The organism is Pseudomonas sp. W15Feb9B, from assembly GCF_000828175.1.
Taxonomy (GTDB): Bacteria; Pseudomonadota; Gammaproteobacteria; order Pseudomonadales; family Pseudomonadaceae; genus Aquipseudomonas; species Aquipseudomonas parakoreensis.
In genome coordinates this window covers 82,881-107,802 of sequence record NZ_JTKF01000013.1, presented here as the reverse complement: position 1 = coordinate 107,802, position 24,922 = coordinate 82,881, and the positions used below count along the sequence as shown (strand labels likewise).

Below are 24,922 nucleotides of genomic sequence, written 5' to 3'. Positions count from 1 at the left end.
TGATGGGCCTGCACAAACTGACTCAAGCGTTATTGCTGGTGCTTGCACCCCTGTGTGTGCAGGCCGCCGACGCCGCCCGACCGGTGGTCAATCTGTACATCTGGGGCGAGTACCTGGCCCCGGATACGCTGAAGAATTTTGAAGCGCAGACCGGCATTCAGGTGGTCGCCGATCACTTCGATTCGCTGGAAACCGTGGAAACCAAACTGCTCACCGGGCGCAGCGGTTATGACCTGGTGCTGACCGCCGGCCAGCACCTGTCGCGGGCCATCGAGAGTGGGGCGATCCAGCCGCTGGACAAGGCGCAAGTGCCGCACTTTGCCGGGGTTGGCGAGGAGTTTCGCCAGCACATGGCGGTGTTCGATCCGGGCAACCGCTACGCCGGGATATACGCCTGGGGCACCACGGGTGTGGGTTATCAGGAGCAGGCGATCAAGCAGCGTCTGCCGCAGGCGCCGACCGACAGTTGGGCGATGCTGTTTGACCCGGCCGTGGTGGCGAAATTTGCCGATTGCGGGGTAAGTCTGCTCAACGATCCGAACGAAGTGTTCGCGGCGGTCATGAAGTACATGGGCCTGGACATCAACCGGCAGAACCTCGATGACCTGAAACTCGCCGAGCAGCAACTGGCGAAGATCCGCCCGTACATCCGTTACTTCGACAACGACCTGAACATCAGCGACCTGGCCAACGGCAACACCTGCGTGGCGATGTCGTGGAACGGCAACGTGGCGATTGCAGCAGGGCAGGCGCAAGCGGCGAACAAGCCGTTCCAGCTCAGCTACCGCATCCCCAAAGAGGGCACGTTGATCTGGTTTGACGCCATGGTCATTCCCAAGGATGCACCGCATCCGCAGGCCGGGCTGGCGTTGATGGATTATCTGATGACGCCTGAGGTGATCGCGCCGATCACTGACACCATCCACTACGCCAATGCGATCACGGCGGCGGATGCTTTGGTTGATGCGTCGATCCGCAATGATCCGGGTACGTACCCGTCAGCGGCGGTGCGGGCTTCGCTGTACAGCAAGAATGACAATGGCAAGGCGTTCAATCGGGCTTTGATTCGGGCGTTCAGCAAGTTGAAGTCAGGTCTCTGATTTGAGGTTGAATCAACTGGCGCCTTCGCGAGCAGGCTCGCTCCCACCTTTGCAACGCATTCCCCTGTAGGAGCTGCCGCAGGTTCGGGCAGCTCCTACAGGGGTTTTGGTACGCGCCACAGGTACCAGGCCGCCACCGTCCGATACGGGCTCCACGCCAAGCCGATCTCGATCATTTGCTTGCGCGTCGGCTGCACCTCCAGCCCCTTCAATCGGCGATAGCCCTCGCGCACGCCAAAGTCATCCGCTGGCAAAATATCCATGCGTTCCAGGCTGTAGATCAGCAGCATCTCCACCGTCCAGCGGCCAACCCCGCGCAGGCTGACCAGACGTTCGATCAACGTCTCGTCGTCCATCGCCCGCGCGATGGGGTAATCCGGTACCACGCCGTCCAGCGTTGCCTGGGCGATGCCCTGAATCGTTGCAATCTTGCCCGCCGAAAAGCCGCAGCCGCGCAGTCGATCAAAGTCGGTCGCGAGAATCTGTTCAGGCCGGGGAAACGTCTGCCCGGGAAACAACGCCACCAGGCGTCCGACAATCGCGTCCCCGGCCTTGGCGTGCAGTTGCTGATAGGCAATCGCCCGCACCAGCGACTGATACGGATCACGCGTCGGGTGCGGTTGATGCAGGCAGGGGCCGACGGTTGCAATGTGGTGCTGCCAGTCCTCGTCGAGCGCGGCCAGAAACTCACTGGCCGCCTGATAACGATCCGGCATGCTATTTCAGCAGACCGTTGACTTCGCCGTAGGTCAGCGCCTTCAGATCATGGGTATCGAGCTTGCCGCTGGCGAGGAAGCTTTTCACCAGCGCACCCATCGCGCCATAGAGGAATTCGGCGATCCCGGACCCGGCGCTCAAACGCCGCACGCCCAGGGCTTGCAGCTCGGTCGGCGAGGGCAGGCAGGCGAAGCCGAGCACATTCACCGGCAGTGACGTGCCCTTGCAGATTGCCTCGATTTCATAAGCGGTGGTCACGCCAGCGGCAAACAGCCCATCGGCCCCGGCCGCCTGATACAACGCCGAACGGCGCAGGGTTTCGGCGACGCGATCCTCGGCCGGTACCAGACCCTTGAGGTAGACGTCCGTGCGCGCATTGATGAACAGCTTCACATCACGCTTCTGAGCGACTTGCCGAGCCATTTCAATCTTGCGCGCCAACAGTTCCGGGGCGCCGCTGCCGTCCTCGATATTGATCCCGACCGCACCGGCGGCGAGCACCGCATCGACCACTTCGGCCACACGGCCAAGGTCATCGGAATAACCCGCCTCGATGTCCACGCTCAGCGGCACCTGGATCACCCGCGCGATGGATTCCACGGTTGAAATCAACCGCTCGAGGGGCAGGGTGTTGCCGTCTGGGTAGCCATGCGCCCAAGCGACTGCCGCGCTGCTGGTCGCGACCGCTTTACCGCCCGCGTGCTCGACCAGTCGCGCGCCAGTGGCGTCGGCGACGTTGGTCAGGATCAGCAGACCTTCCTGGTGTAACTGGTGGAACCGAGTGTCGAGCGCGTTCATCGAGATTCCTTCTTGTGAGTGGTGCAAAGCGTCAGAAAGCCAGGGGTTGTGTGAGCTGCACCGCAGCGTTTTCCAGCCTCAGCAGAAACGCCTTGCGCGGCTGCCCACCACCATAGCCGGTCAGTGACCCATCCGCACCGATCACCCGATGGCACGGGACCACGATCGACAACCGATTGTGCCCGTTGGCCAACCCCACCGCGCGACTAGCGCCGGGTTTGCCCAAACGTGCCGCGATGGCACCGTAGGTGCTGGTGTGGCCGAAGGGGATGTTCAGCAGTTCGTCCCAGACTTGCCGGTCGAACGCGCTGCCGGGCAGGTGCAGTGGCACGCTGAAGACGCTGCGGGTGCCGGCGAAATATTCCTTCAGTTGTTGTTCGATCTGCTGCAGATGCGCATTGTGCCCCGGTGCGACCACGTAGCCGTGACGGGCCTGCAATTCCTCGACTTCGCGGGTCAGCGCCGGGCGGTCGAGAAACTCCAGCAACACCAGTCCCCGACGTTCGGCCATGGCGATCATCGGCCCCAGTGGTGTGGTCAGGCGGGTGAACAGCAGCGGTTCGCTGTTGGCCGCGCGGCCCGGGGTGATGTGGAAGGATTTCTGGAACGCGTCACGAAAACCGCTGAGCGATTCATAGCCGGAGTCAAACGCCGCGTGATCGATCGAGGCGCCCTGGCGAATGCCGCCCAGCGCCATGCCGAGCCGGCGGGTGCGCAGCCATGCATGGAAGGTCATGCCGAAATGCTGCTTGAACCAGCGTCGCAGCTTCAGCGGTTCGATGCCTTCGGCCAGCAACTGGGCGTCGCTCCAGCGCACTTCCGGGTCGGCATCGACGGCTTTGAGCAGGCGCTGCACCCAATCGGGTGCGATGGCTGCAGCGTCCAGCGGTTTGCAGCGCAGGCAGGCGCGATAACCGGCGCTCAGGCACTCATCGGCATGGGCGAAGAATTCGACGTTTTCCGGCTTCGGCTTGCGCGCCGTGCAACTGGGGCGGCAGAAGATCCCGGTGGTTTTCACGGCCGTGAAGAACACCCCTTCGTAGGCGGTGTCGCGTTCGAGCATGGCGCGAACCATCTCGGCGTGGGGCGGCAGCAGTGCGGTTTGTATGTTCATGGCCAGAGCTTAAATCCAGGATTTCGATGGCTCCACCGAAAAATCGACAGTGAATTTCCAGAACCTCTGAACTACCGTGTAGGAGCTGCCGCAGGCTGCGATCTTTTGATCTTGTTTCTTAAAATCAAAAGCAAAAGATCGCAGCCTGCGGCAGCTCCTACAGAGTGGGTGAGGTGTCGAGTTCATGCATCCGTTTTCGATTCAACATATTGATCACATCGTCCTGCGTGTCGCCGATCTGCAGCGCAGTATCGATTTTTACCGCCAGGTCTTCGGTGCCGAGGTGGTCAGACACAACGAACCACTGGGTCTGGTGCACCTGCGCGCCGGAACTTCGATGATCGATCTCGTCAACTTGCAAGGCGAGCTGGGCAGGAAGGGCGGCGGTGCAGCCGGTACCGAGCGGCGCAACGTCGATCATTTCTGCCTGCGCATCGACCCGTTCGACGAGGCGGCGCTGGTCAGCCACTTGCAATCCTGCGGCCTGACCGTGGAAAAAGCCGCCAGACGCTTCGGCGCCGAGGGCTACGGCCTGTCGCTGTATTGCTTCGACCCGGACGGCAATCAGGTCGAACTCAAAGGCCCGTCCGAGGCTTAAGCACGTTTGGCGAACAACAGCACTGAAGCGGCCGCCGACAGCAGCCCTGCACAGCAACGGTTGAAGACCCGTTTGCCGCGCGGCTCGGCGAACCAGCGGCGCATGTGCAGGCCCATCCACGCATAGGCGCCGATCGCGATCCATTCCAGCAGCAGGAACAGTGCACCGAGCACGGCGAATTGCGCCGGCACCGGGCGGCTCGGATCAACGAATTGCGGCAGAAACGCGGTGAACAGCAGGATCGCTTTCGGATTGCCCGCCGCCACCAGAAACTCCTGACGTGCCAGCCGCCAGAACCCCACCGACGCTCCCGCTACCTGCTGCTCGGCCTCAGGATTGGCTCGCCACAGTTGCCAGGCCAGGTACAGCAGATACGCCGCGCCGATGATCTTGATCGCATGGAACAGCCATTCCGAGGTCTGCAGCACCACTGACAGTCCGGCGCCGGCGAGGGCGATCATCCCGGCGAACGCGATAATCCGCCCGATACCGGCGGCGCAGGCCCGGCGATAGCCATAGCGGGTGGCATTGTTGACCGACAGCAAATTGTTCGGGCCGGGGGCCATATTCAAGGCAAAGCAGGCCGGAAGAAACAGCGTAAGCGTGGCGAGATCCATGGATGTGGGCTCCAGAAGCGATGCCGCATTTTTACCACAGGCGGCGGCCGCGTTGACCCATACAGTCTCGCGGCGCTGTCGCGGTACAGCCTTGGCAGTCCCTTCAATCAAGTCGAACTTTTCCGATTGGCCGGAACTCTCAAAAGTCTGAAGGCGCTGGTTTCGTCAGAAAAATCTATGCGCCAAGTCAGAAAAAGGCGTTTGCCGTGTAATATTCGTCCAAAGCTGCAAACACCCTGCCGGCCCCGAAGCGGCCCCACCAAGAGCGATTTACATGCAAGCAAAGGCCCGTGAAGTTTATGTGCCGCCGGTGCTGCAAGATCTGCGAGCCGGCACTGCCGAACTGCACATCGCACTGGAAAAACGTCTTCCTTTTTTCTCCAATACCCTCGATTCCAACGCTTTCGTACGGTTGATGCAGGCTTATTACGGCTTTTATCGGCCACTGGAAAGCGCATTGCTCGACAGCGGCGCGATCCCGGTGGGTTTCGATCTTGCGCCACGCCTCAAATCGCAGATTTTGCTCGATGATTTGCAGGCTCTGGGCCTTACGACCGAGACCATCGCCCGTTTGCCACAGTGTCAGACGTTGCCCGTGATCGACTCCGGGCCGACTTGCCTGGGTGTGTTGTACGTGCTGGAAGGGGCAACCCTCGGCGGGCAGATCCTGCGTCGCGAAATCGCTTCGCGGTTGAGCCTGGACGCCGACAATGGCGCGGCATTCCTCGACGTTTACGGCGCTGCCACCGGCCGCCGCTGGCGCGATTTCATTGATTACCTGGGCAGTCGACCGCTGAGTGCGGATGAACGTGAAGCCGTGGTTGCGGCGGCCCAGTCCACATTCAGTTGTTTCGAGCGCTGGCTCGAAAGCCGGGAGGTACTGGCATGAACCCGCAAGACCAAGAAGCCTTTGAAGAACTGCTGGCCAACTGTGCCGACGAACCGATCCGCTTTCCGGGTGCCATCCAGCCCCATGGCCTGCTGCTGACCCTGAGCGAGCCGGCGCTGGAAATCATTCAGATCAGCGCCAACGTCGAGACCCTCTTGGCACGGCCGGCGCAGGAGCTGATCGGCCAGCCGCTGCACAGTTTGTTGGGTGAAGCGCCTGCCGCCGCCGTGCGCGATGCGCTGCAGCAACCGGTGTTCGCCGATGCCGGACCGCTGCATTTCCGCCTCAACGGCACCGCGTTCGAAGGTCTGCTGCACCGTCATCAAGGCGTGTTGATTCTGGAACTGGAAATCCACGTCGAAAACTTCCAGCCGCGTAATGTCGCCGGCAACCAGACCCATCTGGGACGCATGCTCCAGCGCTTGCAAGCAGCCACCACATTGCAGGCCCTGTACGACATCAGCGTCAAGGAAATCCAGGCGATGACCGGTTACGACCGGGTGCTGATCTACCGCTTCGAGGAGGAGGGCCACGGTCAGGTGATCGCCGAGGCGTCGGATCCGTCGATGGAAGTGTTCAACGGCCTGTTCTTCCCGGCCTCGGACATCCCCGAGCAAGCGCGCGAGCTGTACCGCACCAACTGGCTGCGGATCATCCCCAATGCCGATTACCAGCCGGTGCCGCTGGTGCCCAAGTTGCGCCCGGACACCCAGACCCCGCTGGACCTGAGTTTCGCCACCCTGCGCAGCGTCTCGCCGATTCATTGTCAGTACATGAAGAACATGGGCGTTCTGTCGTCGATGAGCATCTCGCTGCTCAAGGGCGACAAACTCTGGGGCCTGATCAGCTGTGGCAACCGCCAGCCGCTGCATGTGCCGCACGAGTTGCGCAGTGCCTGTCAGACCATCGGTCAGGTGCTGTCGCTGCAGATCAGCGCGATGGAGGCGCTGGAACTCAGCCGTCAGCGTGAAGAAAAGGTCGAGGCGCTGACGCTGCTCAATCAAGCCATGATCGACTCGCCGGAAAATGTCTTCGATGGTCTGGCGCAGCAACCGCAAGTGCTGATGGCGCTGGCCGGGGCCGGGGGCATTGCGATCATCGAAGACAAGCAGTTGCACCGTTACGGCAACTGCCCGGAACCGGAAGACATTCGCGCCCTGCACAAGTGGTTGCAGGAAACCGGCGAGCCGGTGTTCGCCAGTCATCATCTGGCCAGCGTCTACCCGCCAGCCGCGCAATTTCAGCAAGTGGCCAGCGGCGTGCTCGCCATGAGCCTGCCCAAACCGGTGGACAACGGCGTGTTGTGGTTCCGCCCCGAGGTCAAGGAGAACATCAACTGGAGCGGTGATCCGCGCAAGCCGCTGGATCTGGAAAACTCCGATGCCGGCCTGCGTCTGCGCCCGCGCACTTCGTTCGAAATCTGGAAAGTCGAGATGGCCGGGATCTCCACCAAATGGAGCCACGGCGATCTGTTTGCGGCCAATGACCTGCGCCGCTCCGCACTGGAAAACGACCTGGCCCGGCAGGTGCACCGCGAGCAGGAAGCGGTGCGCGCCCGTGATGAGCTGGTGGCAGTGGTTTCCCACGATTTGCGCAATCCGATGACCGTGATTTCCATGCTCTGCGGCATGATGCAGAAGACCTTCAGCTCAGATGGCCCGCACACCTCGCGGCGCATCTCCACCGCGATCGACACCATGCAGCAGGCCGCCGGGCGGATGAACACGCTGCTCGAAGACTTGCTCGACACCTCGAAAATCGACGCCGGGCGCTACACCATCGCCCCGCAGACCCTGGACGTCGGGCAGATGTTCGAGGAAACCCAATCCCTGCTTGGGCCGCTGGCGCTGGACAAGGACATCAGCATCTCGTTTCAGGCCGATCCCGACCTGAAAATTCATGCCGACCCGGAGCGCCTGTTTCAGGTGCTGTCGAACCTGATCGGCAACGCGATCAAGTTCACCCCGCGCAAAGGCTCGGTGGGCGTACTGGCCAAGTCTGACGGCAGGGAAATCGTGTTTACGGTGCGCGATACCGGTGAAGGCATTCCCAAGGAAAACCTGGCGCGGGTGTTTGACCGCTACTGGACGGTGAAGGAGGGCAACCCGACCGGAACCGGGCTGGGTTTGTACATCACGCAGGGGATTGTTGAGGCCCATGGCGGGCGCATCGAGGCCAGCAGTGAGCCGGGTGAGGGCACGGAGTTTCGGTTTACCGTGCCGGCGATGCTTACCGGTGAATGAGAAAATCCGTGCCTCGTTAAACGGGGCACGGATTTTGAGTGGTCAGCCCAGATCGCTCAACGACATGAACACGTGTTTCGGCATCGGTACAAATCGCTGGTTGCGCAGTTGGCTGATCGCATACACCGCACTCGCGGTACGACCATTGCCGTCACCGAAGCCTTGGAAACCGGCGATGGCCGCCAGCAAGTGTTTGTCGAAGTGCTCATGAGCGGCATCAAGTGTTTTCAGGTGTTGCTCCAGCAAGGCAAAACCGCTGACGCTGCTGCCATACTTTGACGGCGCACCCGCCTCGCGCACGGACCCAGCCAGTTGAGGAACCAGTCGGCCGTGGATTTCTTTGACCACGGTCGCATCGGTCAGGGATCTGTTGTTGCCCGCATACTCACGCAGGATCGCCACAATGTGTGCCAGTTCGTTGTCGGAGGTCGAGCCTTTGACCATCCACGCCCCGGCTCGCTGCGCATTGTCGGAGAAACCCTGCGGGTTGAACGACGATTCGGGCATCACATCGGTGTAGGGCGGCTTGCCAAGATCCAGCTTCAAGACGTTTTGCTGATGATTCTTGAGGTAGATGATTTTCTTTGATTCAAGCTCGGCCATGAACCCGAGTGTGTCGGAATAGTCACGGGCTTTTGTAGTGAACTTGGTTCCATTGAACCTGGGGCCTTTGCTTTTTGTGAACGTGATCAATACGTCGTTCGCTGCGGCATGGCCTATCAACGATTCCAGTTCCTGGAATCCCTTTGACGACGCAGCCGCTTCCTTCGTTGCAGTATTGAAAAGATGCTGCAGCTCTGTCGCATTGCTGCCCTTGGGGACGGATATAACGTCCTGACTCAGTCGTGTGACGATCTGTTCGACAGTTTCCAGAGCGTCGTCCTTGAACAGTGCCCGCGCATGAGCCACCGTCGGCAGGGTCATGCGAATCTCGGCCGCCGCGCCGGACTTGCTCAACGCTTTGACCAGGTCGTAGGAGCCACTGCTGGTGGTCGTCAGTCGACGCAACTGGCGGGCTGCTGTCATGCTGATCGAACTGCCAGCGTGGCTGAGCTTCAGCGCGCTTTTGCCTGCCAGCTTCCCGGCGCCGACGATCAGTTGGGGAACGCCGTCGACAGGGTTGAAGATTGACACCAGAATACTGCCCGCCACGCGCCCGAGGCTTAGCAGCCTGGTGCTGCTTGCCACTGCCTTTGCCAGCGCTCCGGCCGCCCCGATAAAGACAAAGGACACCGCGAGGGCGTCGATGACGCAACTGAAGGCTGCCCCACTGCGTTCATCCGGATCATCCGAAGTCAGTTGCTGGATACAGCCTCTGAATGGAATGAAGATGTTCAGAATGATGTTGGCAACGCGCTCGTACGCTTCCTGCTTTTCCTCGTATTCAGTCTGGTCATAGCCCATCCGGTAATATTCGTTGTAGGTGATGGGCGGGTTCTTTTGCGCAATGAAGTCGGCAATGTCTTTTAGCCTCGGCGATTGGTAACTTTCCATTGGCGATGTGTACCAGGCCGATTCTTCGTAGTGCGGCGCAAATTGACCAAACCGATCAAGCAGCATGCCGAACTCATGAACATCTGCATGCTCGGCCAGTTCCCAGTGGCGGCGCGGCAGTAATTGATTGATGTCCGTTTGTTCGCTCTGACCAGGCGTTGCACCCTGGAAGTAGGCTGCGTGCTCGGTAATGATATTTTCCAGATAGGTAAGGCGCGGGAAATTCCCGGTCTTGCCGTTGGTCGGCCCGTCGAAGCTTGCGGTGTCTTCATTGAATGCATAGCCGCTGGCGAAAGCCTCGGCCAGGCGCTCGCTTTTGCGGCACACTCCCTGTAACGGGAACAACTCAAAGCAATGGTTTTTCGATTTGTGACGACACAGGATGACCACCCCGTGCGGGGAGAAGTGGTCGGCGCTGTGACCGGGGATATTGCGGTTGCCGCGCACCAGGTAGAGCGTTGAAGCGCCCTGTGTCAGTGCTTCTCGATCACTCATGCCGAGCCGGGAGAATGCCAGCCGGATCATGGTGCTGATTCCCGACTTGAAGGTTTCGTGCTGCGGCTTGAGCTTATCGGCATACAACTGATTGATTGGCGCCAGGCTGGCCAAATCCGGATGCACGTCGTGCAAATTGCGCTTGGTCGATGTGCTGGTGAGGTTTTTACGGTGTAACTGGTTGGCAAGGTAAAGATTGATCACCGTGTCGCTGATCAGTCCCCCTTTATTGTGCGGCGAACGAAATACCTCCTGATGATGGTCGATGTCGGCATCGAACAGCGTTTGCTGCGCCAGTTTCCGTCGGCTGACCGGCGCAGCGGTTATCGACTTCAGCGCCGCCTCCAGTTCACCGGCATACGTGTTGTAGTGATTCACTGCCGCTGTTGCGATCTGTTCTTCCGATAATGCCGGGTCTTCACGGAGCATCACCTCGTTGATGTTTGCCCAATCCAGCACGCATTGCAGATTGAGTAATTGATGCAGGGCGCGTTGTGCATCGCTGAGCGGCGCAAGTGCGGCAAATTTCATCAGTTGCTCATAAGACAGTTTGCGCGACAAGCCGGGAGCGATCCTTTCTGTCAGCATGACGGCCTTGCGCAACATGACCCAGCCTGGTGAACCGATCAGCAGTGTCGGCGGGGTAACGACCAGAAACTCCGGTGATTGCCCCGCCAGCACCAGTTCCACTGCCAGGTAAGCGGCGAACGGACTGACGCGGTTGATCTGCTCAAAATGGCTTTTGAGACGAGTCCGCGCCTGCGCCGGGGTTTCATGCACATACAGCGATTCATAACGCAGACTTCGATGAGTTTCGACCCGCTCATCCGAGCCCATGTCCAGGTCCAGCACGACCGCGGCGAGCAGTAACCGGCTGCGGGTGACCTCCGTTACCGTGTGTGCCTTGCCCTCGATCAGAAGTGCATCGAAACAACGCTGAGCCAGACTTTTTGCCTCGCTCGTTTGCATCAGAATTTCCCACGCCAGTCGCGGATCTTCCTGCAGCAAGGCGCCGCTTCTCTTCTTGAGCAGCACATCCGTCAGGTAGTTGATCAACGGCTCGGAATACCGCCCCGACTCAGCCATCAACGTTCGCACGACCTGCATGATCACAGGATACTGCTCCGGCTCGACTATCAGGGCGATATCCTGAGTCTCTTCGGAAATACCCCAGTAGTTAGCGAATTTTGGCGGCGCGGGCATTTTGAAGTTCAGGTAGTCGATCAAGTTTGCAAGGTCTGCATAATTTTCAGGTGGGTCAATTTCCTGAAACGCCAGCCAGTTGCGCAGTGGCACGGTGGCGCTGGAGGAAATAATGCCGCCAGAACGCCATGCGGTTTTCGACAAGAGTTCGATATCGTTCCGTAAAGATTCGATCTCATACAGTTCATCGGTAATGATGGCGTAGTGGATGTAAAAACCCGTAGCGCCGAACGCTTCATAGGCGGCGTACACTTCACCATTGCTTCTGACCATAAAGAAGTGATCGGCAGGCAGGTCGAAGGAGGCAATGAATTCAATGAATTCTGGATGTTTGCTGAGTGAACGCAGCAATAATTTGCCGGCGAGATGTTCACTGTCGAAACGGCTTCCCGAAACAACTTCCGTAGCGAGTTGCATGAAGTTTTCTTCAGCACGAAAGGCTTGTCGAAGGAAGTGTCGGTTCTCCAGAGCCTTGGCGATGTTCAGTCGTTCAGCTTCGTCGGCCGATGCTGGGGCAGTTGCAAATAGGTTGCGATTAATATCCATATTGACTTCTTCTGGTTCGGGTTATGTAGCGCAGCAGTCAGCCAAGTTAAATTGGCGGGTTGTGAAGTGGTCGGGAATATAAAGCGTCGAGCAATGTTGGTGTTTCATTTTAAGTTTCAGGTTGTTATTAAAAGTATCGAGATGTCTGCTTGAAGTATTAAGTGGCAACAGAAACTTCTTCTCCGGCCTCAAGTGCCTGAGTTGTGGCGCGGGTCGTGGGTGATTTTGTTCAATACGCGAGCCCGCGGCACTGTTTACTGTTGGCGCCTTGTTCCCCAATTGCAGCAGGTGCGTAATGAGTCTGATTGTGTCGATGGCGGCGTTTGCGCTGGTGGCGTCCATAACCCCGGGGCCGGTGAATATCGTCGCGCTGAGTTCCGGGGCGCAGTACGGCTTTCGGGCCAGTCAGCGGCACGTGGCGGGGGCGACGCTGGGCTTTGTGCTGTTGCTGGTGCTGATGGGTTTGGGCCTGCATGAAGTCCTGAAACTGTGGCCATTCCTGACCCGGGTGGTGCAATTGGCCGGGGTGGCGTTTCTGTTGTTCATGGCCTGGAAGCTGGCTGCCGATGACGGCCAGTTGCATGCCGGCGAAGCGGGGCGGGCGCCGTCGATGCTGTACGGCGCGGTGATGCAATGGCTCAACCCGAAAGCGTGGCTGGCCTGTGTGGCAGGAATGGGCGCGTTTGTCGCCGATGGCGAGGCGCAGCTGGTCTGGCAGTTCGCCGCGGTGTATCTGGTGATCTGTTATCTGTCGGTCGGTTGCTGGGTGTACGCCGGAACGTTTTTGCGGGGGTATCTGGGCAATCCGGCGGGGATGCGCCTGTTCAATCGCTTGATGGCTTTGCTGCTGGCGGCGAGCGCGGTTTATCTGCTGTTGCCGTGAGCCCGAAGTCGATGGTCAGCCGCGATATTGGCCGGGTGTCGCGGCCAGATGCTGTTTGAACGCGCGCTGAAAATGCGCCTGATCGGCAAACCCTGCTTCCAGTGCAACATCGGCAATCAGCTGGCCGCTGCGCAGGCGTTCGCGGGCAAACTGGATGCGCTGGTTGACCAGGAACGCGTGCGGCGTCATGCCGTAATGCTGTTTGAATGCACGGATCAGATACGACGGTGACAACTGCGCCGCCGTGCAGATGTCCTCCAGGCTGAGCAGGTCGGTGCAGTGTGCGCGGATGAAGTCGGCGGCGCGCTCGAGCTTGATATTCGGCTCGCGCAGCGCGGGTTCAGCCGGGTTCAGGCGCCATTGCAAATCACTGAAAAACTCCACCGCCGCGCTGTGTTTACGCAGTGCGTCCTGCTGCTCATCGACCAATATGGCGTAAAGCTCGCGCAGGTCACGAAACAGTCGCAGGTCACCCAGGTGCGTGGTGGAAAATCGCCGAAACTCAAGCTCCGCACTGAACCCCAACTGATGCTGCAGATCCGTCAGCCATGGCGTCTCGACATACAACATCAAGTACGACCACGGCTGATCATCGATCGGATTGCAGGCGTGCACGTCGCCCGGATTCATCAGCACCACGGTGCCGGCGGCGACTTCGAATGTCGATTGCTCATGCACATAAATGCTCCGTCCGGCCGTGATCGCGCCGATGGAAAAGTGCGCATGGGAATGGCGTGAGTAGCAGACTTCACGACCATCGGCGATGGCCCGCGCTTCGATGAAGGGCAGGGCATCGTCCCGCCAGAAGCGTGGGGCTTTTTGAGGGTTTTTGGCGGCAGCGTGTTTCATCGTTATGGTTCCCGGCAGGCCAGACCCGGAGTGTATTAGCTCTGGCCGGCAAAGGCCCGCTCCAGTTCGGCGATGTCGAGTTTTTTCATCGTGAACATGGCCTGCATCGCCCGTTGCGACTTGCTGGTGTCGGGGTCCAGCATCATGTGCATGAACGCCACCGGCACGATCTGCCACGACACCCCGAACTGATCCTTGAGCCAGCCGCATTGCTGGGCCTCGACCGGGCCACCGGCCGACAGATTGCCCCAGAAATGGTCGACTTCTTCCTGATTCTGGCAGTTGACCTGAAACGAAATGGCTTCACTGAACTTGAACAGCGGCCCGCCGTTGAGGCCGGTGAAGGTCTGGCCGTCGAGTTCGAAGCTGACGGTCATCACCGCGCCTTCCGGCTTGCCGTGAAATTCCTCGCCGACCTTGCTGTAGTGGGTGAGGCCGGTAATTTTCGAATGATCGAAGATCGAGCAATAGAACTTCGCAGCCGCTTCGGCCTGATCGTCGAACCACAGGCACGGCGTGATTTTCTGGAAACGTTGCATGGCAGTCATCCTCGGCAGGTTAGACACGCGGGATTTACAGCGTAGTCAGTCCCTGGTCGACTGGCGGTGCCGTAGATCGACAAGTGCAGTGCAATTCAGCAACACCCTGAACCTGTGGGAGCTGGCTTGCCAGCGATGAGGCCGGCACCTTCAGAAGTGATGTTGCCTGAGCCACCGCCATCGCTGGCAAGCCAGCTCCCACAATGTCTGTGACTCAGTCAGGATGTGCAGGAAGTCAGCGCCGTTCGGCGATCATCAGTAACGACTGCGGCACCGGGCTTTGCGGATGCTGCGGCTCCTGCAAACTGAGAATGTGAAACCCGGCCATGTCCAGCGCGTTGCACCAACTCGACAGCGTGCGGAAATACCACGGCATCGGCTGCCACTGGCCCTTGAACGCGGCGAACGATTCTTCACGCCAGCCATCCTGATAATTGCCGGCCGCCACGGCCCACGGATGCAGGGTCTGAATGATCATGGTGCCGCCCGAAACCAGCAACGCGTGCATGGCGGCGAGCAATGGAATGATGTCCTGATGCAGCAGCGAGAAGTTGGCGCAGGTCAAATCGTAGTCACGGCCAATAGCGCCTTCGGCCTCGACCAGCGTCTGGTAACTGGCGACATGCACATTGGCTGAACCGGCCGCGCGTGCCGCCTCGATCAGCCTCGCATCACCGTCGACACCCACCGCATCGATGCCGCGATCCGCCAGCGCGCGCAACAACCAGCCTTCGCCGCAACCCAGATCCAGCACGCGTTCCGGTTGGCGGCCCATGATCGCCAGCAGGATCGCCTGATCGGTAACCTGCTGACGGCTTTCGATGGCACCGCTGCGGATGACCTCGATCCAGGCATCAGCGTTGGCGTGCCAGCTCTGTAACAAAGTGGATTCAGGGGAGGACATGGCGCTGTCTCCGGCAAAGGGCAAATTGTGAGCGTTCGCTAGTACGGCTGCTATGTTCAAAGGCTGAACAGAGTCTGACAGAGGATAGACACCATGACCCCATTAACCGGCGGTTGCCTGTGCGGCGATGTTCGCTTCGAAGCTGCGGGCCAACCTTACCGCATCGGCATTTGCCATTGCCTCGACTGCCGCAAACATCACGGCGCATTGTTTCACGCATCGGCAATATTTCCCGAGAACGCGGTGACCGTCAGCGGGACTCTCGGCGAGTATCAAGGGCGGGTGTTTTGCCCGCGCTGTGGTTCGCCAGTACTTGCACGTTCGGGGGATGAAATTGAAGTGAATGTCGGCTCGCTGGACGAGCCGAACCGGTTCAAGCCGACTTATGAGCTGTGGACCATCCGCCGGGAGTCATGGTTGCCAGCGCTGCCGCTGGCGCACCACTACGAACGTGATCGTGAAGGGACGGGCCGTACCGAGGCGTAGTACGCAGTCAAGCCAATCACCCAGTCCCCTGTGGGAGCTGGCTTGCCAGCGATGAGGCCGGCGCATTCACAATTGATGTTGCCTGATCCACCGCCATCGCTGGCAAGCCAGCTCCCACAATGATGTGTGTCAGCCGCGAATAAACGCCAGCAAATCCGCATTGATCGTCGGCGCTTCAGTGGTCGGCATACCGTGCGGAAAGCCCGGATATGACTTCAGCGTGCCGTTTGGCAGCAGTTTCGCGGACAAAGGCCCCGAGTTCACATACGGCACGATCTGGTCGTCTTCGCCATGCATCACCAGCACCGGCACGGTGACTTTTTTCAGGTCTTCGGTGAAGTCGGTCTGGGAGAACGCGACGATCCCGTCGTAATGCGCCTTGGCGCCGCCGATCATGCCCTGACGCCACCAGTTGCCGATGATCCCTTCCGAAGGTTTTGCTCCCGGGCGGTTATAGCCATAGAAAGGACCGCTGGGAATGTCGCGATAGAACTGCGCGCGATTGGCCGCCAGTTGTGCCTGAAAATCATCAAACACCGATTTCGGCAACCCACCGGGATTGCTTTCGGTCTGGACCATCAACGGTGGCACCGCGCTGATCAATACGCCTTTGGCCACGTTGTCCTGCCCATGTCGGGCGATGTAGTGGATGACCTCACCGCCGCCGGTGGAGTGGCCGACATGCACCACGTTCTTCACCCCCAGATGCTGAACCACCGCCAGCGCATCGTCGGCGTAATGGTCCATGTCGTGGCCGTCCCAGACCTGGCTCGAACGTCCATGGCCCCGACGGTCATGGGCAATCACCCGAAAGCCCTGGCCCAGGAAGAACAGCATCTGCGCATCCCAGTCGTCCGAGCTGAGTGGCCAGCCGTGGTGGAAGTGGATCACCGGAGCGTCCTTCGGGCCCCAGTCCTTGTAGAAGATATCGACGCCGTCTTGAGTGGTGACAAATCCCATTTTCGCGACTCCTGACCAATGTGATGGGTGACCGCGCTCGTTGCAGGCCTGCGTTGCTGGCTCGGGTGAGCGCCGTTATCAGCCAGAAGATTAAAGTCGACATTTTTACGTTGAGGCATGACCGGTGGTCGCAACGTCTGGCTTGCGGCGCAATTTGGGCTTTGCTGAAAGGGATAAGCCGAGGCACGCACTGGCTTCGATGGCCGTAGCGACGCCCCTTCAGAACACCGTGAGTCTGAGGAAAACCCCCGATGCTGACCTTGAATATCAATGGCAAGGATCAGGAACTCGATGTGCCGGCAGACATGCCGCTGCTCTGGGTCCTGCGTGATGTGGCGCACCTGACCGGTACCAAATTCGGCTGTGGCATGGCCCAGTGCGGCGCCTGCACCGTACACGTTGATGGGGCACCGTTGCGTGCCTGCATCACGCCCGCCACTGCCGTGGCCAACGGCCAGAAAATCCTCACCATCGAAGGCCTGTCCACCGACGGCTCGCACCCGGTGCAGCAAGCCTGGGCCGAACTGGATGTGGTGCAATGCGGTTACTGTCAGTCCGGGCAGATCATGTCTGCCGCGGCGCTGCTGGCGAAAATCCCCAAACCTACCGACAGCGATATCGATCAGGCGCTCTCCGGCAACATTTGCCGCTGCGGCACCTATCCGCGAATCCGCGCAGCAGTGAAACGTGCGGCCGAAATTGGCTGATTGGGAGATAGACGATGAACAGTCCTGTATCGCGTCGCGGCTTTCTCAAGGGCAGTGCCGTGCTGGGTGGCGGTCTGGTGGTGGCGTTTGTCGTGCCCGGTGCCCATCGGTTTGCGCGGGCAGCGGAGAATGAAGGCAAGGTCTTCGCGCCGAATGCGTTTTTGCGTATCGCCGCCGACAACAGCGTGACGGTGTTGCTCGGGCATTCGGAAATGGGCCAAGGCATCTGGACTGGCCTGACCATGTTGATCGCCGAAGAACTGGACGCCGATTGGTCGACGATCCGCGTCGAACACTCGCCGGCATCGGCGGCCAATTACGGCATGCCGGCATTTGGCGGAATGCAGATTACCGGCGGCTCGACTTCGACCTGGATGGAGTTCGACCGTTACCGGCTCGCAGGGGCCACGGCGCGGCAGATGCTGGTGGAAGCGGCGGCCAAGCGCTTCAACGTCGCTGCGTCGACGATTCGCACTGAGTCGGGCGTCGTGATTGCCGGCGATAAAAGCGCGACGTACGGCGAACTGGCGGACGCTGCCGGGCAACTGCCAGTGCCGGATCCGAAGTCGATCACCTTCAAGGAGGCGAAGGACTGGAAGGTCATCGGCAAACCGACCAAACGCCTCGACACCCCGGAGAAAATCACCGGGCGCGCCAAGTTCGGTATGGACGTGCAATTCGAAGGCTTGATGACCGCGATGGTTGCCCGTGCACCGGTGTTCGGCGCCACGGTCAAGTCCTTCGAGGGGGCCGAGGCGCTGGCGGTGCCCGGCGTGCACAAAGTGGTGCAGGTGCCGACGGGCGTGGCGGTGATCGCCGAGCATTATTGGGCGGCGAAACTCGGTCGCGATGCCTTGAAAGTCGATTGGGACAGGGGGCCACACGCGGACCTGAGCAGTCAGGGCCTGCTCGACAACTTCCGCAAGCTGGCAGCGACACCGGGCACTTCCGCCAGTCAGGCCGGGGATCCGCAGGGCAACTTCAATAAAGCGGCGAAGAAAATCGACGTCGAGTACAGCGTGCCGTATCTGGCGCATGCACCGATGGAACCGCTCAACTGCACGGTGAAGATCAGCGCCGACAAGTGCGAAATCTGGACCGGCACGCAATTCCAGACCCTCGACCGGATGGTCGCCGGCAAGATCACCGGACTCAAACCGGAGCAGGTGGAGATTCACACCGAGTTTCTGGGCGGCGGTTTCGGGCGCCGGGCCAATCCGACTTCGGACTTCGTCGCTGAAGCCGTGCAAGTGGCGAAAGCGGCCGGGGCGCCGGTGAAAACCGTGTGGTCCCGTGAGGATGACATTCGCGGCGGTTATTACCGCTCGATGTTCCTGCATCAGGCGCGCATCGGCCTCGACGGGCAGGGCATGCCGTTGAGCTGGCAGCATGTGCTGGTCGGTCAATCGATCATGGCCGGCACCATGCTCGAACAGACCATGGTCAAGAACGGCATCGACGCAACTTCGGTCGAAGGCGTGGCCGACAGCCCGTATATCAAAGGCCTGTCTCATCAACAGGTCGAGCTGCATTCGCCGCAGACCGGGATCAACGTGCTGTGGCTGCGTTCGGTGGGGCACAGCCACACCGCGTTCGTCATGGAGTCACTGATCGATGAAATGGCCACGGCGGCCGGCAAGGACCCGGTGGAATACCGGCGAACGTTGCTCAAGGATCATGCGCGCCATCTCGGCGTGCTGAATCTGGCGGTGGAGAAGGCCAACTGGACAGCGCCATTGCCGGACGGGCATGCGCTGGGCGTGGCGGTGCACGAGTCGTTCGGCAGTTATGTGGCACAGGTGGCCGAGGTCTCCCAGGACAATCTGGCGATCCGCGTGCACCGCGTGGTGTGTGCGGTGGATTGCGGGATCGCAGTCAATCCGCAGAGCATCGCGGCGCAGATGGAATCGTGCATCACCTTTGGCCTGGGCATGGCACTGCACAGCAAGCTGACGGTCAAGGACGGCGCGGTGGTGCAATCCAATTATCACGACTATCAGGTGCTGCGCCTCAATGAGATGCCGCTGGTCGAAGTGCATATCGTGCCCAGCAGCGACAAGCCCGGGGGCATCGGTGAGGCGGGGGTTCCGCCCACCGCGCCGGCGGTGGCCAACGCTGTGTATGCACTGACCGGGCAACGTTTGCGTGAACTGCCGCTGCAACTGTCGGGGGTGTGAGATGAAACGACATCTGCTATTGGGCACGGTGATTCTGCTCGGGCTGGGCGGCTATGCTTCGGACCTGTTCGCCGATGATCAGGAGGCGCTCAAGGCGTTCGGCACGGTGCAGAAGGTGTTCCAGAGCCCGCGTTGCCAGAACTGCCACATTCCCGGTGACTCGCCGCTGCAATTCGATGCCGGCAAACCGCACGCGATGAATGTCGTGCGCGGCATGGACGGCAAGGGTGCCGCCGGTTTGCCTTGCGCCACCTGTCATGCCGAGCGCAACCCGCCGGACAGTTATGGCCCGCATGCGCCTCCGGGGGCGCCGCACTGGAGCCTGCCACCGGCGGCGCACAAGATGGCCTGGATTGGCCTGCCGCCGGACAAGTTGTGCGCGATGATCAAGGACCGCTCCAGCAACGGCGACCGTGATTTCGCCGCGCTGATCAAACATGTCAGCGACGACAAACTGGTGCTGTGGGGCTGGAATCCCGGAGCCGGACGCGCGCCGGTGCCAGTGCCGCATGACATTTTTGTGGCCCAGTTCAAGCTTTGGGCCGATGCCGGCGGGCCGTGCCCGGTGGCGGGCGGTTGAGTGTGTGAGTCGCTGGCGAATCAAGCTACTCTAACGGTCGTTGACCCTGATGGAGTGCGTGATGCTGGCCCCGATCAAACCTGCCAATGAAGCTGTGCGAATCCAGGCATTGCACGGACTTAACGTCCTGGACTCTGCGCCCGAAGAACGTTTCGACCGTTTGACGCGTCTGGCCAAACGGCTGTTCAACGTGCCGATTGCGTTGGTCACGCTGGTCGACAAGGATCGGCAATGGTTCAAGTCGTGCGTCGGCCTCGACGTCAACGAAACCCCACGGGATGTGTCGTTCTGTGGGCACGCGATTCTTCAGGATGAATTGCTGCTGGTGCCGGATGCCAAGCAAGACAAACGCTTTCATGACAATCCACTGGTGACCGGCGAGCCGAACATCCGTTTTTACGCGGGCTACCCGCTGACCGTGCCCAACGGCAACAAGATGGGCACGCTGTGCCTGATCGACACCAGGCCGCGCGAGCTCGATGACGAGGAGCGCGGGCTGTTGCGCGATCTGGCTGGCATGGCCGAGCAGGAATTGATGGCGGTGCAGATGGCGAACATGGACGAGCTGACGCTGCTGTCCAACCGCCGTGGCTTCAAGGCCCTTGCTCAGTATGCGCTGGAGGCCTGCAAGCACCGGGACAAACCGGCGACGCTGCTGTTTTTCGATCTCAATGACTTCAAACACATCAATGATCACTATGGGCATGCCGAAGGCGACAGTGCGCTGAAGACCTTCGCCGACGTCCTGCGCATCGCTTTTCGTGAGAGTGACGTGGTCGGGCGCCTGGGCGGTGACGAGTTCGTGGCGCTGCTGACCGGCTCCAGTCACGTCGAAACCACGGCGATCATGGCGCGGCTCAAGGACATCCTCGACGAGCGCAATACGATGTTGCAACGCGGCTACGACATCCGCTTCAGCGTCGGCCAGATCGAATATGATCCGCAACGCCATGACACGGTGGATCGGCTGCTGGCTGATGCCGATAGCGCAATGTACGAACACAAGCAGCAATTGAAGCGCGGTCATTGAGGGCCTCATCGCTGGCAAGCCAGCTCCCACAGATTTCGCGGGTGCTCACAAAATCCAGCCACACCGCAGAACCTTGTGGGAGCTGGCTTGCCAGCGATAGCGTCCGGTAAGGCGCCACACTTTTATTTGGCAAACAACTGTCCGATGTCCTTGAACGCCTTGAACTCCAGCGCATTGCCACACGGGTCGAACAGAAACATCGTCGCCTGTTCGCCCACCAGGCCTTGAAAGCGAATCCCCGGCTCAATCACAAACCGCGTGCCCAGCGACGTCAGACGTTCGGCCAGCGCCTGCCATTGCGCCATCCCCAGCACCACCCCGAAATGCGGCACCGGCACGTCATGCCCGTCCACGGCATTGGTGTGGGCGGCTTCCTGAGCAGCGTTTTTCGGCGCCAGATGAATCACCAGTTGATGGCCGAAGAAGTTGAAGTCGACCCAGTGTGCGCTGGAACGTCCTTCCTCAAGGCCAAACACTTCACGGTAAAAATGTCGGGCGGCGGCGAGGTCGTATACGGGAATGGCCAGATGGAATGGGCTGAGTGACATAGGCGCGGTCTCGATAAACGGTTGGGGTGAGCTGAGTTTAGCGCTGTGCATTTCGATTGAAAGACGATAGTTTTTGCGCCGAGCTCAAATTATTTCGATCAATTGAGGTGTCCATGCTGCGTGAACTCAAGACCTTTCTGGCGGTGGCGCAGCACGGCACGTTTGCCGCGGCGGGTCTTCATGTCGGCCTGACGCAATCGGCGGTCAGCGCGCAAATCCGCAATCTGGAACAGACCCTGGGCGTAAGACTGTTCGATCGCACCGGGCGGCAGGCGATCCTCAATCCGGCAGGACAGCGCGCGGTGCCGATGGCGCAGGAAATGCTCGCGACTTTCAGTCGCATGGCGATCAGTGAAGACGCCAGCGAGTTTCGCGGCGAGCTGAGAATCGGTGCCGTGGCCACCGCACAGACCGGGCTGCTGCCTCAGGCGTTGTTGCGCTTGCGTCAGCAGGCACCGGGCGTGGAGCCGAAACTGGTGCCGGGGGTGTCGCTGAACCTGTTGAGTCAGGTGGATGCCGGGGAAGTCGATCTGGCGATCATGATCAAGCCGCCGTTCGAATTGCCCAAGGAGCTGTCGGCGCAGGTGATTCGTCGCGAACCCTTCGTTCTGATCGTGCCGACAACGGTCGAGGGCGATGATCCGCTGCAACTGCTGGCCGAACACTCTCACGTGCGCTACGACCGCAATTCGTTTGGCGGACGACTGGTGTCGCGGTTTCTGCGTGAGCAGCGGATAGACGTCCACGTAGCGCTGGAGCTGGATGAGCTGGAAGCGATTGTGAAAATGGTCGAGTGCGGGCTTGGGGTTTCGTTGCTGCCAAGAGCCGGATTGTGGCTGGAGCAACCGTTGAGGGTGAGGGTGATCGAATTGGGTGAGTTGACGTTCTATCGCGAGATGGTGCTGTTGCAGCGTTACAGCCAGCGCAGCCAGCCGATTCAGCAGTTGTTCGCCCGTTGCCTGGAATCGCAGGCATGAAAAAGCCCGCCAATTGGCGGGCTTTTTATCGGCAGCGCGAAAATTACTCTTCGATGTTGCCCATGGCGGTGGTGTTGAAGCCGCCGTCCACGTACATGATTTCACCGCTGATGCCCGACGCCAGGTCGGAGCACAGGAAGGCGCCGGCGTTGCCGACTTCTTCGATGGTGACGTTGCGGCGCAGTGGAGTTTGCGCTTCGTTGGCGGCCAGCATCTTGCGGAAGTTCTTGATGCCCGAGGCGGCCAGGGTACGGATCGGGCCAGCCGATACGCAGTTGACGCGGGTGCCGTCCGGGCCCAGGGAACCGGCCAGGTAACGTACGCCAGCTTCCAGCGAAGCCTTGGCCATGCCCATCACGTTGTAGTTCGGCATGGTGCGCTCGGCGCCCAGGTACGACAGGGTCAACAGGCTGCCGTTGCGGCCTTTCATCATTTCGCGACCAGCCTTGGCCAGGGCCACGAAGCTGTAGGCGCTGATGTCGTGAGCGATGCGGAAACCTTCACGGGTGGTGGCTTCGGTGAAGTCGCCGTCCAGTTGGTCGCCCGGGGCGAAGCCGACGGAGTGCACGATGCAGTCCAGGCCGTCCCACTTCTTGCTCAGTTCTTCGAAGACCTTGGCGATTTCTTCATCGCTGGCCACGTCGCACGGGAAGCACAGCTCAGGGCTCGAACCCCAGCCCTGTGCGAACTCTTCAACGCGACCCTTGAGTTTGTCGTTCTGATAAGTGAAGGCAAGCTCAGCGCCCTCGCGATGCATTGCGGCAGCGATGCCGGATGCGATGGACAGCTTGCTGGCGACACCGACGATCAGTACGCGCTTACCGGCGAGAAAACCCATGTGTTGCTCCTCTTTCAGGTTATTGCGCAGTGGCTGGTGCCAGAAAAGCGGCTTCCAGCAACTGCTGTGTATACGAATGTTTGGGAGCGGCAAAGATTGCTTGCGCGTCTCCCTGTTCGACCACTTGGCCATGCTTGACCACCATCAGCTGGTGGCTCAGCGCTTTGACGACAGCCAGGTCATGGCTGATGAACAAATACGTCAGGTTGTACTTGGCTTGCAGTGAACGCAACAGCTCCACCACTTGCCGCTGCACCGTGCGGTCGAGCGCCGACGTCGGCTCGTCCAGCAGGATCAGCGCCGGTTTCAGCACCAAGGCCCGAGCAATGGCGATACGTTGCCGTTGCCCACCGGAAAATTCGTGGGGGTAGCGGTGCCGGGTTTCCGGATCCAGACCTACCTCCTTCAATGCCGCAATAATCGCCGCTTCCTGCTCGGTCGCGGTGCCCATCTTGTGAATCCGCAGGCCTTCGCCAACGATGTCGCTGACGCACATTCGCGGGCTCAGGCTGCCGAACGGGTCCTGAAACACCACCTGCATCTCCCGCCGCAACGGGCGAACCTCGTTCTGCGTCAGGCAGTCTAGCTGCTTGCCCTCAAAGCGGATCGCGCCTTTGCTGCCGATCAGCCGCAAAATCGCCAGACCCAGCGTGGATTTGCCGGAACCGCTTTCCCCCACGATCCCCAGGGTCTGTCCCTGAGGCAGGCTGAAATTGATGCCGTCCACTGCCTTGACGTAATCCACCGTGCGTTTGAGCAGGCCTTTCTTGATCGGGAACCAGACTTTCAGGTTCTCGACTTCGAGCAACGGCGCCCCGATTTTATTGCTCGCCGGGCCTCCGCTGGGCTCCGCGCCGAGCAATTCCCGAGTGTACGGATGCTGCGGCGAACGGAACAGCTCTGCGCACGATGCCTGTTCGACGATGCAACCGCGCTGCATGACACATACGCGATGCGCAATTCTTCGCACCAGGTTCAAATCATGACTGATCAGTAACAGCGACATGCCCAATCGAGCCTGAAGTTCCTTGAGCAAATCGAGGATTTTCAGCTGAACGGTCACGTCCAGGGCGGTGGTCGGCTCGTCGGCGATCAGCAGCTCCGGCTCGTTGGCCAACGCCATGGCGATCATCACCCGCTGGCGCTGGCCGCCGGACAACTCGTGGGGCAGGGCCTTGAGGCGCTTGTGCGGCTCGGGGATGCCGACCATCTCCAGCAGCTCCAGCGTGCGTTTGGTCGCGACTTTGCCGCTCAGGCCCTTGTGGATGCCCAACACCTCGTTGATCTGCTTCTCGATCGAGTGCAGCGGGTTGAGCGAGGTCATCGGCTCCTGAAAGATCATCGCGATGCGGTTGCCGCGGATGTGGCGGATGGTCTTTTCGCTCAGCCCCAGCAGATTCTGCCCGGCGTAGTTGATGCTGCCGGCCGGATGGCGGGCCAGCGGATAAGGCAGCAGGCGCAGGATCGAGTGCGCCGTCACCGATTTGCCCGAGCCGGATTCGCCGACCAGCGCCAGGGTCTCACCGCGCTTGATGTCGAAGCTCACGCCCTCGACCACCCGGTGGGCCCGCTCATTCAAGCCAAACTCGACGGCGAGGTCGCGCACTTCGATCAGATTGTCCTGATTCAT

At 60.4% G+C, this 24,922-nt stretch carries 23 protein-coding genes; 11 read left to right on the top strand and 12 right to left on the bottom strand.

The window, feature by feature from the left end; all coding sequences use genetic code 11:
- Positions 1–2 precede the first annotated feature (2 nt).
- Positions 3–1,100, top strand: coding sequence for an extracellular solute-binding protein (locus OC71_RS08895; protein ID WP_041067353.1), 1,098 nt, complete (start codon positions 3–5; stop codon positions 1,098–1,100).
- 95 nt (positions 1,101–1,195) lie between these two features.
- On the opposite strand, the gene OC71_RS08890 is transcribed toward OC71_RS08895, so the two are convergent.
- Genes OC71_RS08890 through OC71_RS08880 form a run of 3 tightly spaced genes read right to left on the bottom strand, consistent with a single transcriptional unit; the run spans position 1,196 to position 3,729 of the window.
- Complete coding sequence (locus OC71_RS08890) at positions 1,196–1,816, bottom strand: DNA-3-methyladenine glycosylase (protein ID WP_041067350.1); 621 nt, start codon at positions 1,814–1,816, stop codon at positions 1,196–1,198.
- A gap of 1 nt (position 1,817) precedes the next feature.
- On the bottom strand, positions 1,818–2,615 hold the full coding sequence (locus OC71_RS08885; RefSeq protein ID WP_041067347.1) for an isocitrate lyase/phosphoenolpyruvate mutase family protein: 798 nt from the start codon (positions 2,613–2,615) through the stop codon (positions 1,818–1,820).
- 31 nt (positions 2,616–2,646) lie between these two features.
- A complete protein-coding gene (locus OC71_RS08880) occupies positions 2,647–3,729 on the bottom strand; it encodes a bifunctional transcriptional activator/DNA repair enzyme AdaA (protein WP_041067344.1) in 1,083 nt (360 codons plus the stop codon).
- A 184-nt stretch (positions 3,730–3,913) separates the two neighbouring features.
- Between OC71_RS08880 and OC71_RS08875 the strand changes: the two genes are divergently transcribed.
- Positions 3,914–4,327: a VOC family protein gene (locus tag OC71_RS08875; protein ID WP_041067342.1), complete on the top strand. Its 414-nt coding sequence runs from the start codon at positions 3,914–3,916 to the stop codon at positions 4,325–4,327.
- On the opposite strand, the gene OC71_RS08870 is transcribed toward OC71_RS08875, so the two are convergent.
- The gene (locus OC71_RS08870; protein ID WP_041067339.1) at positions 4,324–4,944 is read right to left on the bottom strand and encodes a LysE family translocator; all 621 of its coding nucleotides are present in this window, start codon (positions 4,942–4,944) and stop codon (positions 4,324–4,326) included. The two genes, OC71_RS08875 and OC71_RS08870, sit on opposite strands and share 4 nt — an antisense overlap.
- Positions 4,945–5,218: 274 nt before the next feature.
- Between OC71_RS08870 and OC71_RS08865 the strand changes: the two genes are divergently transcribed.
- Both OC71_RS08865 and OC71_RS08860 read left to right on the top strand, forming a co-directional pair.
- On the top strand, positions 5,219–5,833 hold the full coding sequence (locus OC71_RS08865) for a biliverdin-producing heme oxygenase (protein WP_041067336.1): 615 nt from the start codon (positions 5,219–5,221) through the stop codon (positions 5,831–5,833).
- Positions 5,830–8,076, top strand: coding sequence for an ATP-binding protein (locus OC71_RS08860; protein ID WP_041067333.1), 2,247 nt, complete (start codon positions 5,830–5,832; stop codon positions 8,074–8,076). The genes OC71_RS08865 and OC71_RS08860 overlap by 4 nt, the downstream gene beginning before the upstream one ends.
- A 42-nt stretch (positions 8,077–8,118) precedes the next feature.
- Here the strand turns inward: OC71_RS08860 and OC71_RS08855 are convergent, their stop codons facing one another.
- Entirely contained in the window at positions 8,119–11,814 is a 3,696-nt protein-coding gene (locus OC71_RS08855; protein WP_041067331.1) for a hypothetical protein, read from the bottom strand.
- Positions 11,815–12,109: 295 nt separating this feature from the next.
- On the opposite strand from OC71_RS08855, the gene OC71_RS08850 reads away from it, so the two are divergent.
- Positions 12,110–12,697, top strand: a complete 588-nt coding sequence (locus tag OC71_RS08850) for a LysE family translocator (RefSeq protein WP_041067328.1) — start codon at positions 12,110–12,112, stop codon at positions 12,695–12,697.
- A 15-nt stretch (positions 12,698–12,712) separates the two neighbouring features.
- On the opposite strand, the gene OC71_RS08845 is transcribed toward OC71_RS08850, so the two are convergent.
- The 3 genes from OC71_RS08845 to OC71_RS08835 all read right to left on the bottom strand — a co-directional run bounded on the left by OC71_RS08845 (position 12,713) and on the right by OC71_RS08835 (position 14,989).
- Positions 12,713–13,546 carry an AraC family transcriptional regulator gene (locus OC71_RS08845; protein ID WP_041067326.1) on the bottom strand — a complete coding sequence of 278 codons (834 nt, stop codon included), beginning with the start codon at positions 13,544–13,546 and terminating at the stop codon, positions 12,713–12,715.
- A 35-nt stretch (positions 13,547–13,581) separates the two neighbouring features.
- Complete coding sequence (locus OC71_RS08840) at positions 13,582–14,085, bottom strand: VOC family protein (RefSeq protein ID WP_041067323.1); 504 nt, start codon at positions 14,083–14,085, stop codon at positions 13,582–13,584.
- Between the two features lie 235 nt (positions 14,086–14,320).
- A complete protein-coding gene (locus OC71_RS08835; RefSeq protein WP_041067318.1) occupies positions 14,321–14,989 on the bottom strand; it encodes a bifunctional 2-polyprenyl-6-hydroxyphenol methylase/3-demethylubiquinol 3-O-methyltransferase UbiG in 669 nt (222 codons plus the stop codon).
- 93 nt (positions 14,990–15,082) lie between these two features.
- Between OC71_RS08835 and OC71_RS08830 the strand changes: the two genes are divergently transcribed.
- A complete protein-coding gene (locus OC71_RS08830) occupies positions 15,083–15,475 on the top strand; it encodes a GFA family protein (RefSeq protein WP_041067315.1) in 393 nt (130 codons plus the stop codon).
- Between the two features lie 129 nt (positions 15,476–15,604).
- Here OC71_RS08830 and OC71_RS08825 read toward each other — a convergent pair whose 3' ends face one another.
- On the bottom strand, positions 15,605–16,435 hold the full coding sequence (locus tag OC71_RS08825; protein WP_041067312.1) for an alpha/beta fold hydrolase: 831 nt from the start codon (positions 16,433–16,435) through the stop codon (positions 15,605–15,607).
- A 251-nt stretch (positions 16,436–16,686) separates the two neighbouring features.
- Here OC71_RS08825 and OC71_RS08820 point away from each other — a divergent pair, with 251 nt between their 5' ends.
- The 4 genes from OC71_RS08820 (at position 16,687) to OC71_RS08805 (ending at position 20,929) form a co-directional block, all read left to right on the top strand.
- Positions 16,687–17,142, top strand: a complete 456-nt coding sequence (locus OC71_RS08820; protein WP_025111491.1) for a (2Fe-2S)-binding protein — start codon at positions 16,687–16,689, stop codon at positions 17,140–17,142.
- A 14-nt stretch (positions 17,143–17,156) separates the two neighbouring features.
- Complete coding sequence (locus OC71_RS08815; RefSeq protein WP_041067309.1) at positions 17,157–19,319, top strand: xanthine dehydrogenase family protein molybdopterin-binding subunit; 2,163 nt, start codon at positions 17,157–17,159, stop codon at positions 19,317–19,319.
- 1 nt (position 19,320) lies between these two features.
- On the top strand, positions 19,321–19,899 hold the full coding sequence (locus OC71_RS08810) for a hypothetical protein (protein WP_041067306.1): 579 nt from the start codon (positions 19,321–19,323) through the stop codon (positions 19,897–19,899).
- Between the two features lie 61 nt (positions 19,900–19,960).
- Positions 19,961–20,929, top strand: coding sequence for a sensor domain-containing diguanylate cyclase (locus tag OC71_RS08805; RefSeq protein ID WP_041067304.1), 969 nt, complete (start codon positions 19,961–19,963; stop codon positions 20,927–20,929).
- A 122-nt stretch (positions 20,930–21,051) separates the two neighbouring features.
- Here OC71_RS08805 and OC71_RS08800 read toward each other — a convergent pair whose 3' ends face one another.
- On the bottom strand, positions 21,052–21,477 hold the full coding sequence (locus tag OC71_RS08800; RefSeq protein ID WP_041067301.1) for a VOC family protein: 426 nt from the start codon (positions 21,475–21,477) through the stop codon (positions 21,052–21,054).
- Between the two features lie 113 nt (positions 21,478–21,590).
- Here OC71_RS08800 and OC71_RS08795 point away from each other — a divergent pair, with 113 nt between their 5' ends.
- Complete coding sequence (locus OC71_RS08795) at positions 21,591–22,454, top strand: LysR family transcriptional regulator (RefSeq protein WP_041067298.1); 864 nt, start codon at positions 21,591–21,593, stop codon at positions 22,452–22,454.
- Positions 22,455–22,497: 43 nt separating this feature from the next.
- Here OC71_RS08795 and fabI read toward each other — a convergent pair whose 3' ends face one another.
- Both fabI and OC71_RS08785 read right to left on the bottom strand, forming a co-directional pair.
- Positions 22,498–23,292, bottom strand: a complete 795-nt coding sequence (gene fabI / locus OC71_RS08790; protein ID WP_003202751.1) for an enoyl-ACP reductase FabI — start codon at positions 23,290–23,292, stop codon at positions 22,498–22,500.
- Positions 23,293–23,311: 19 nt separating this feature from the next.
- Positions 23,312–24,922: an ABC transporter ATP-binding protein gene (locus OC71_RS08785; RefSeq protein ID WP_041067293.1), complete on the bottom strand. Its 1,611-nt coding sequence runs from the start codon at positions 24,920–24,922 to the stop codon at positions 23,312–23,314.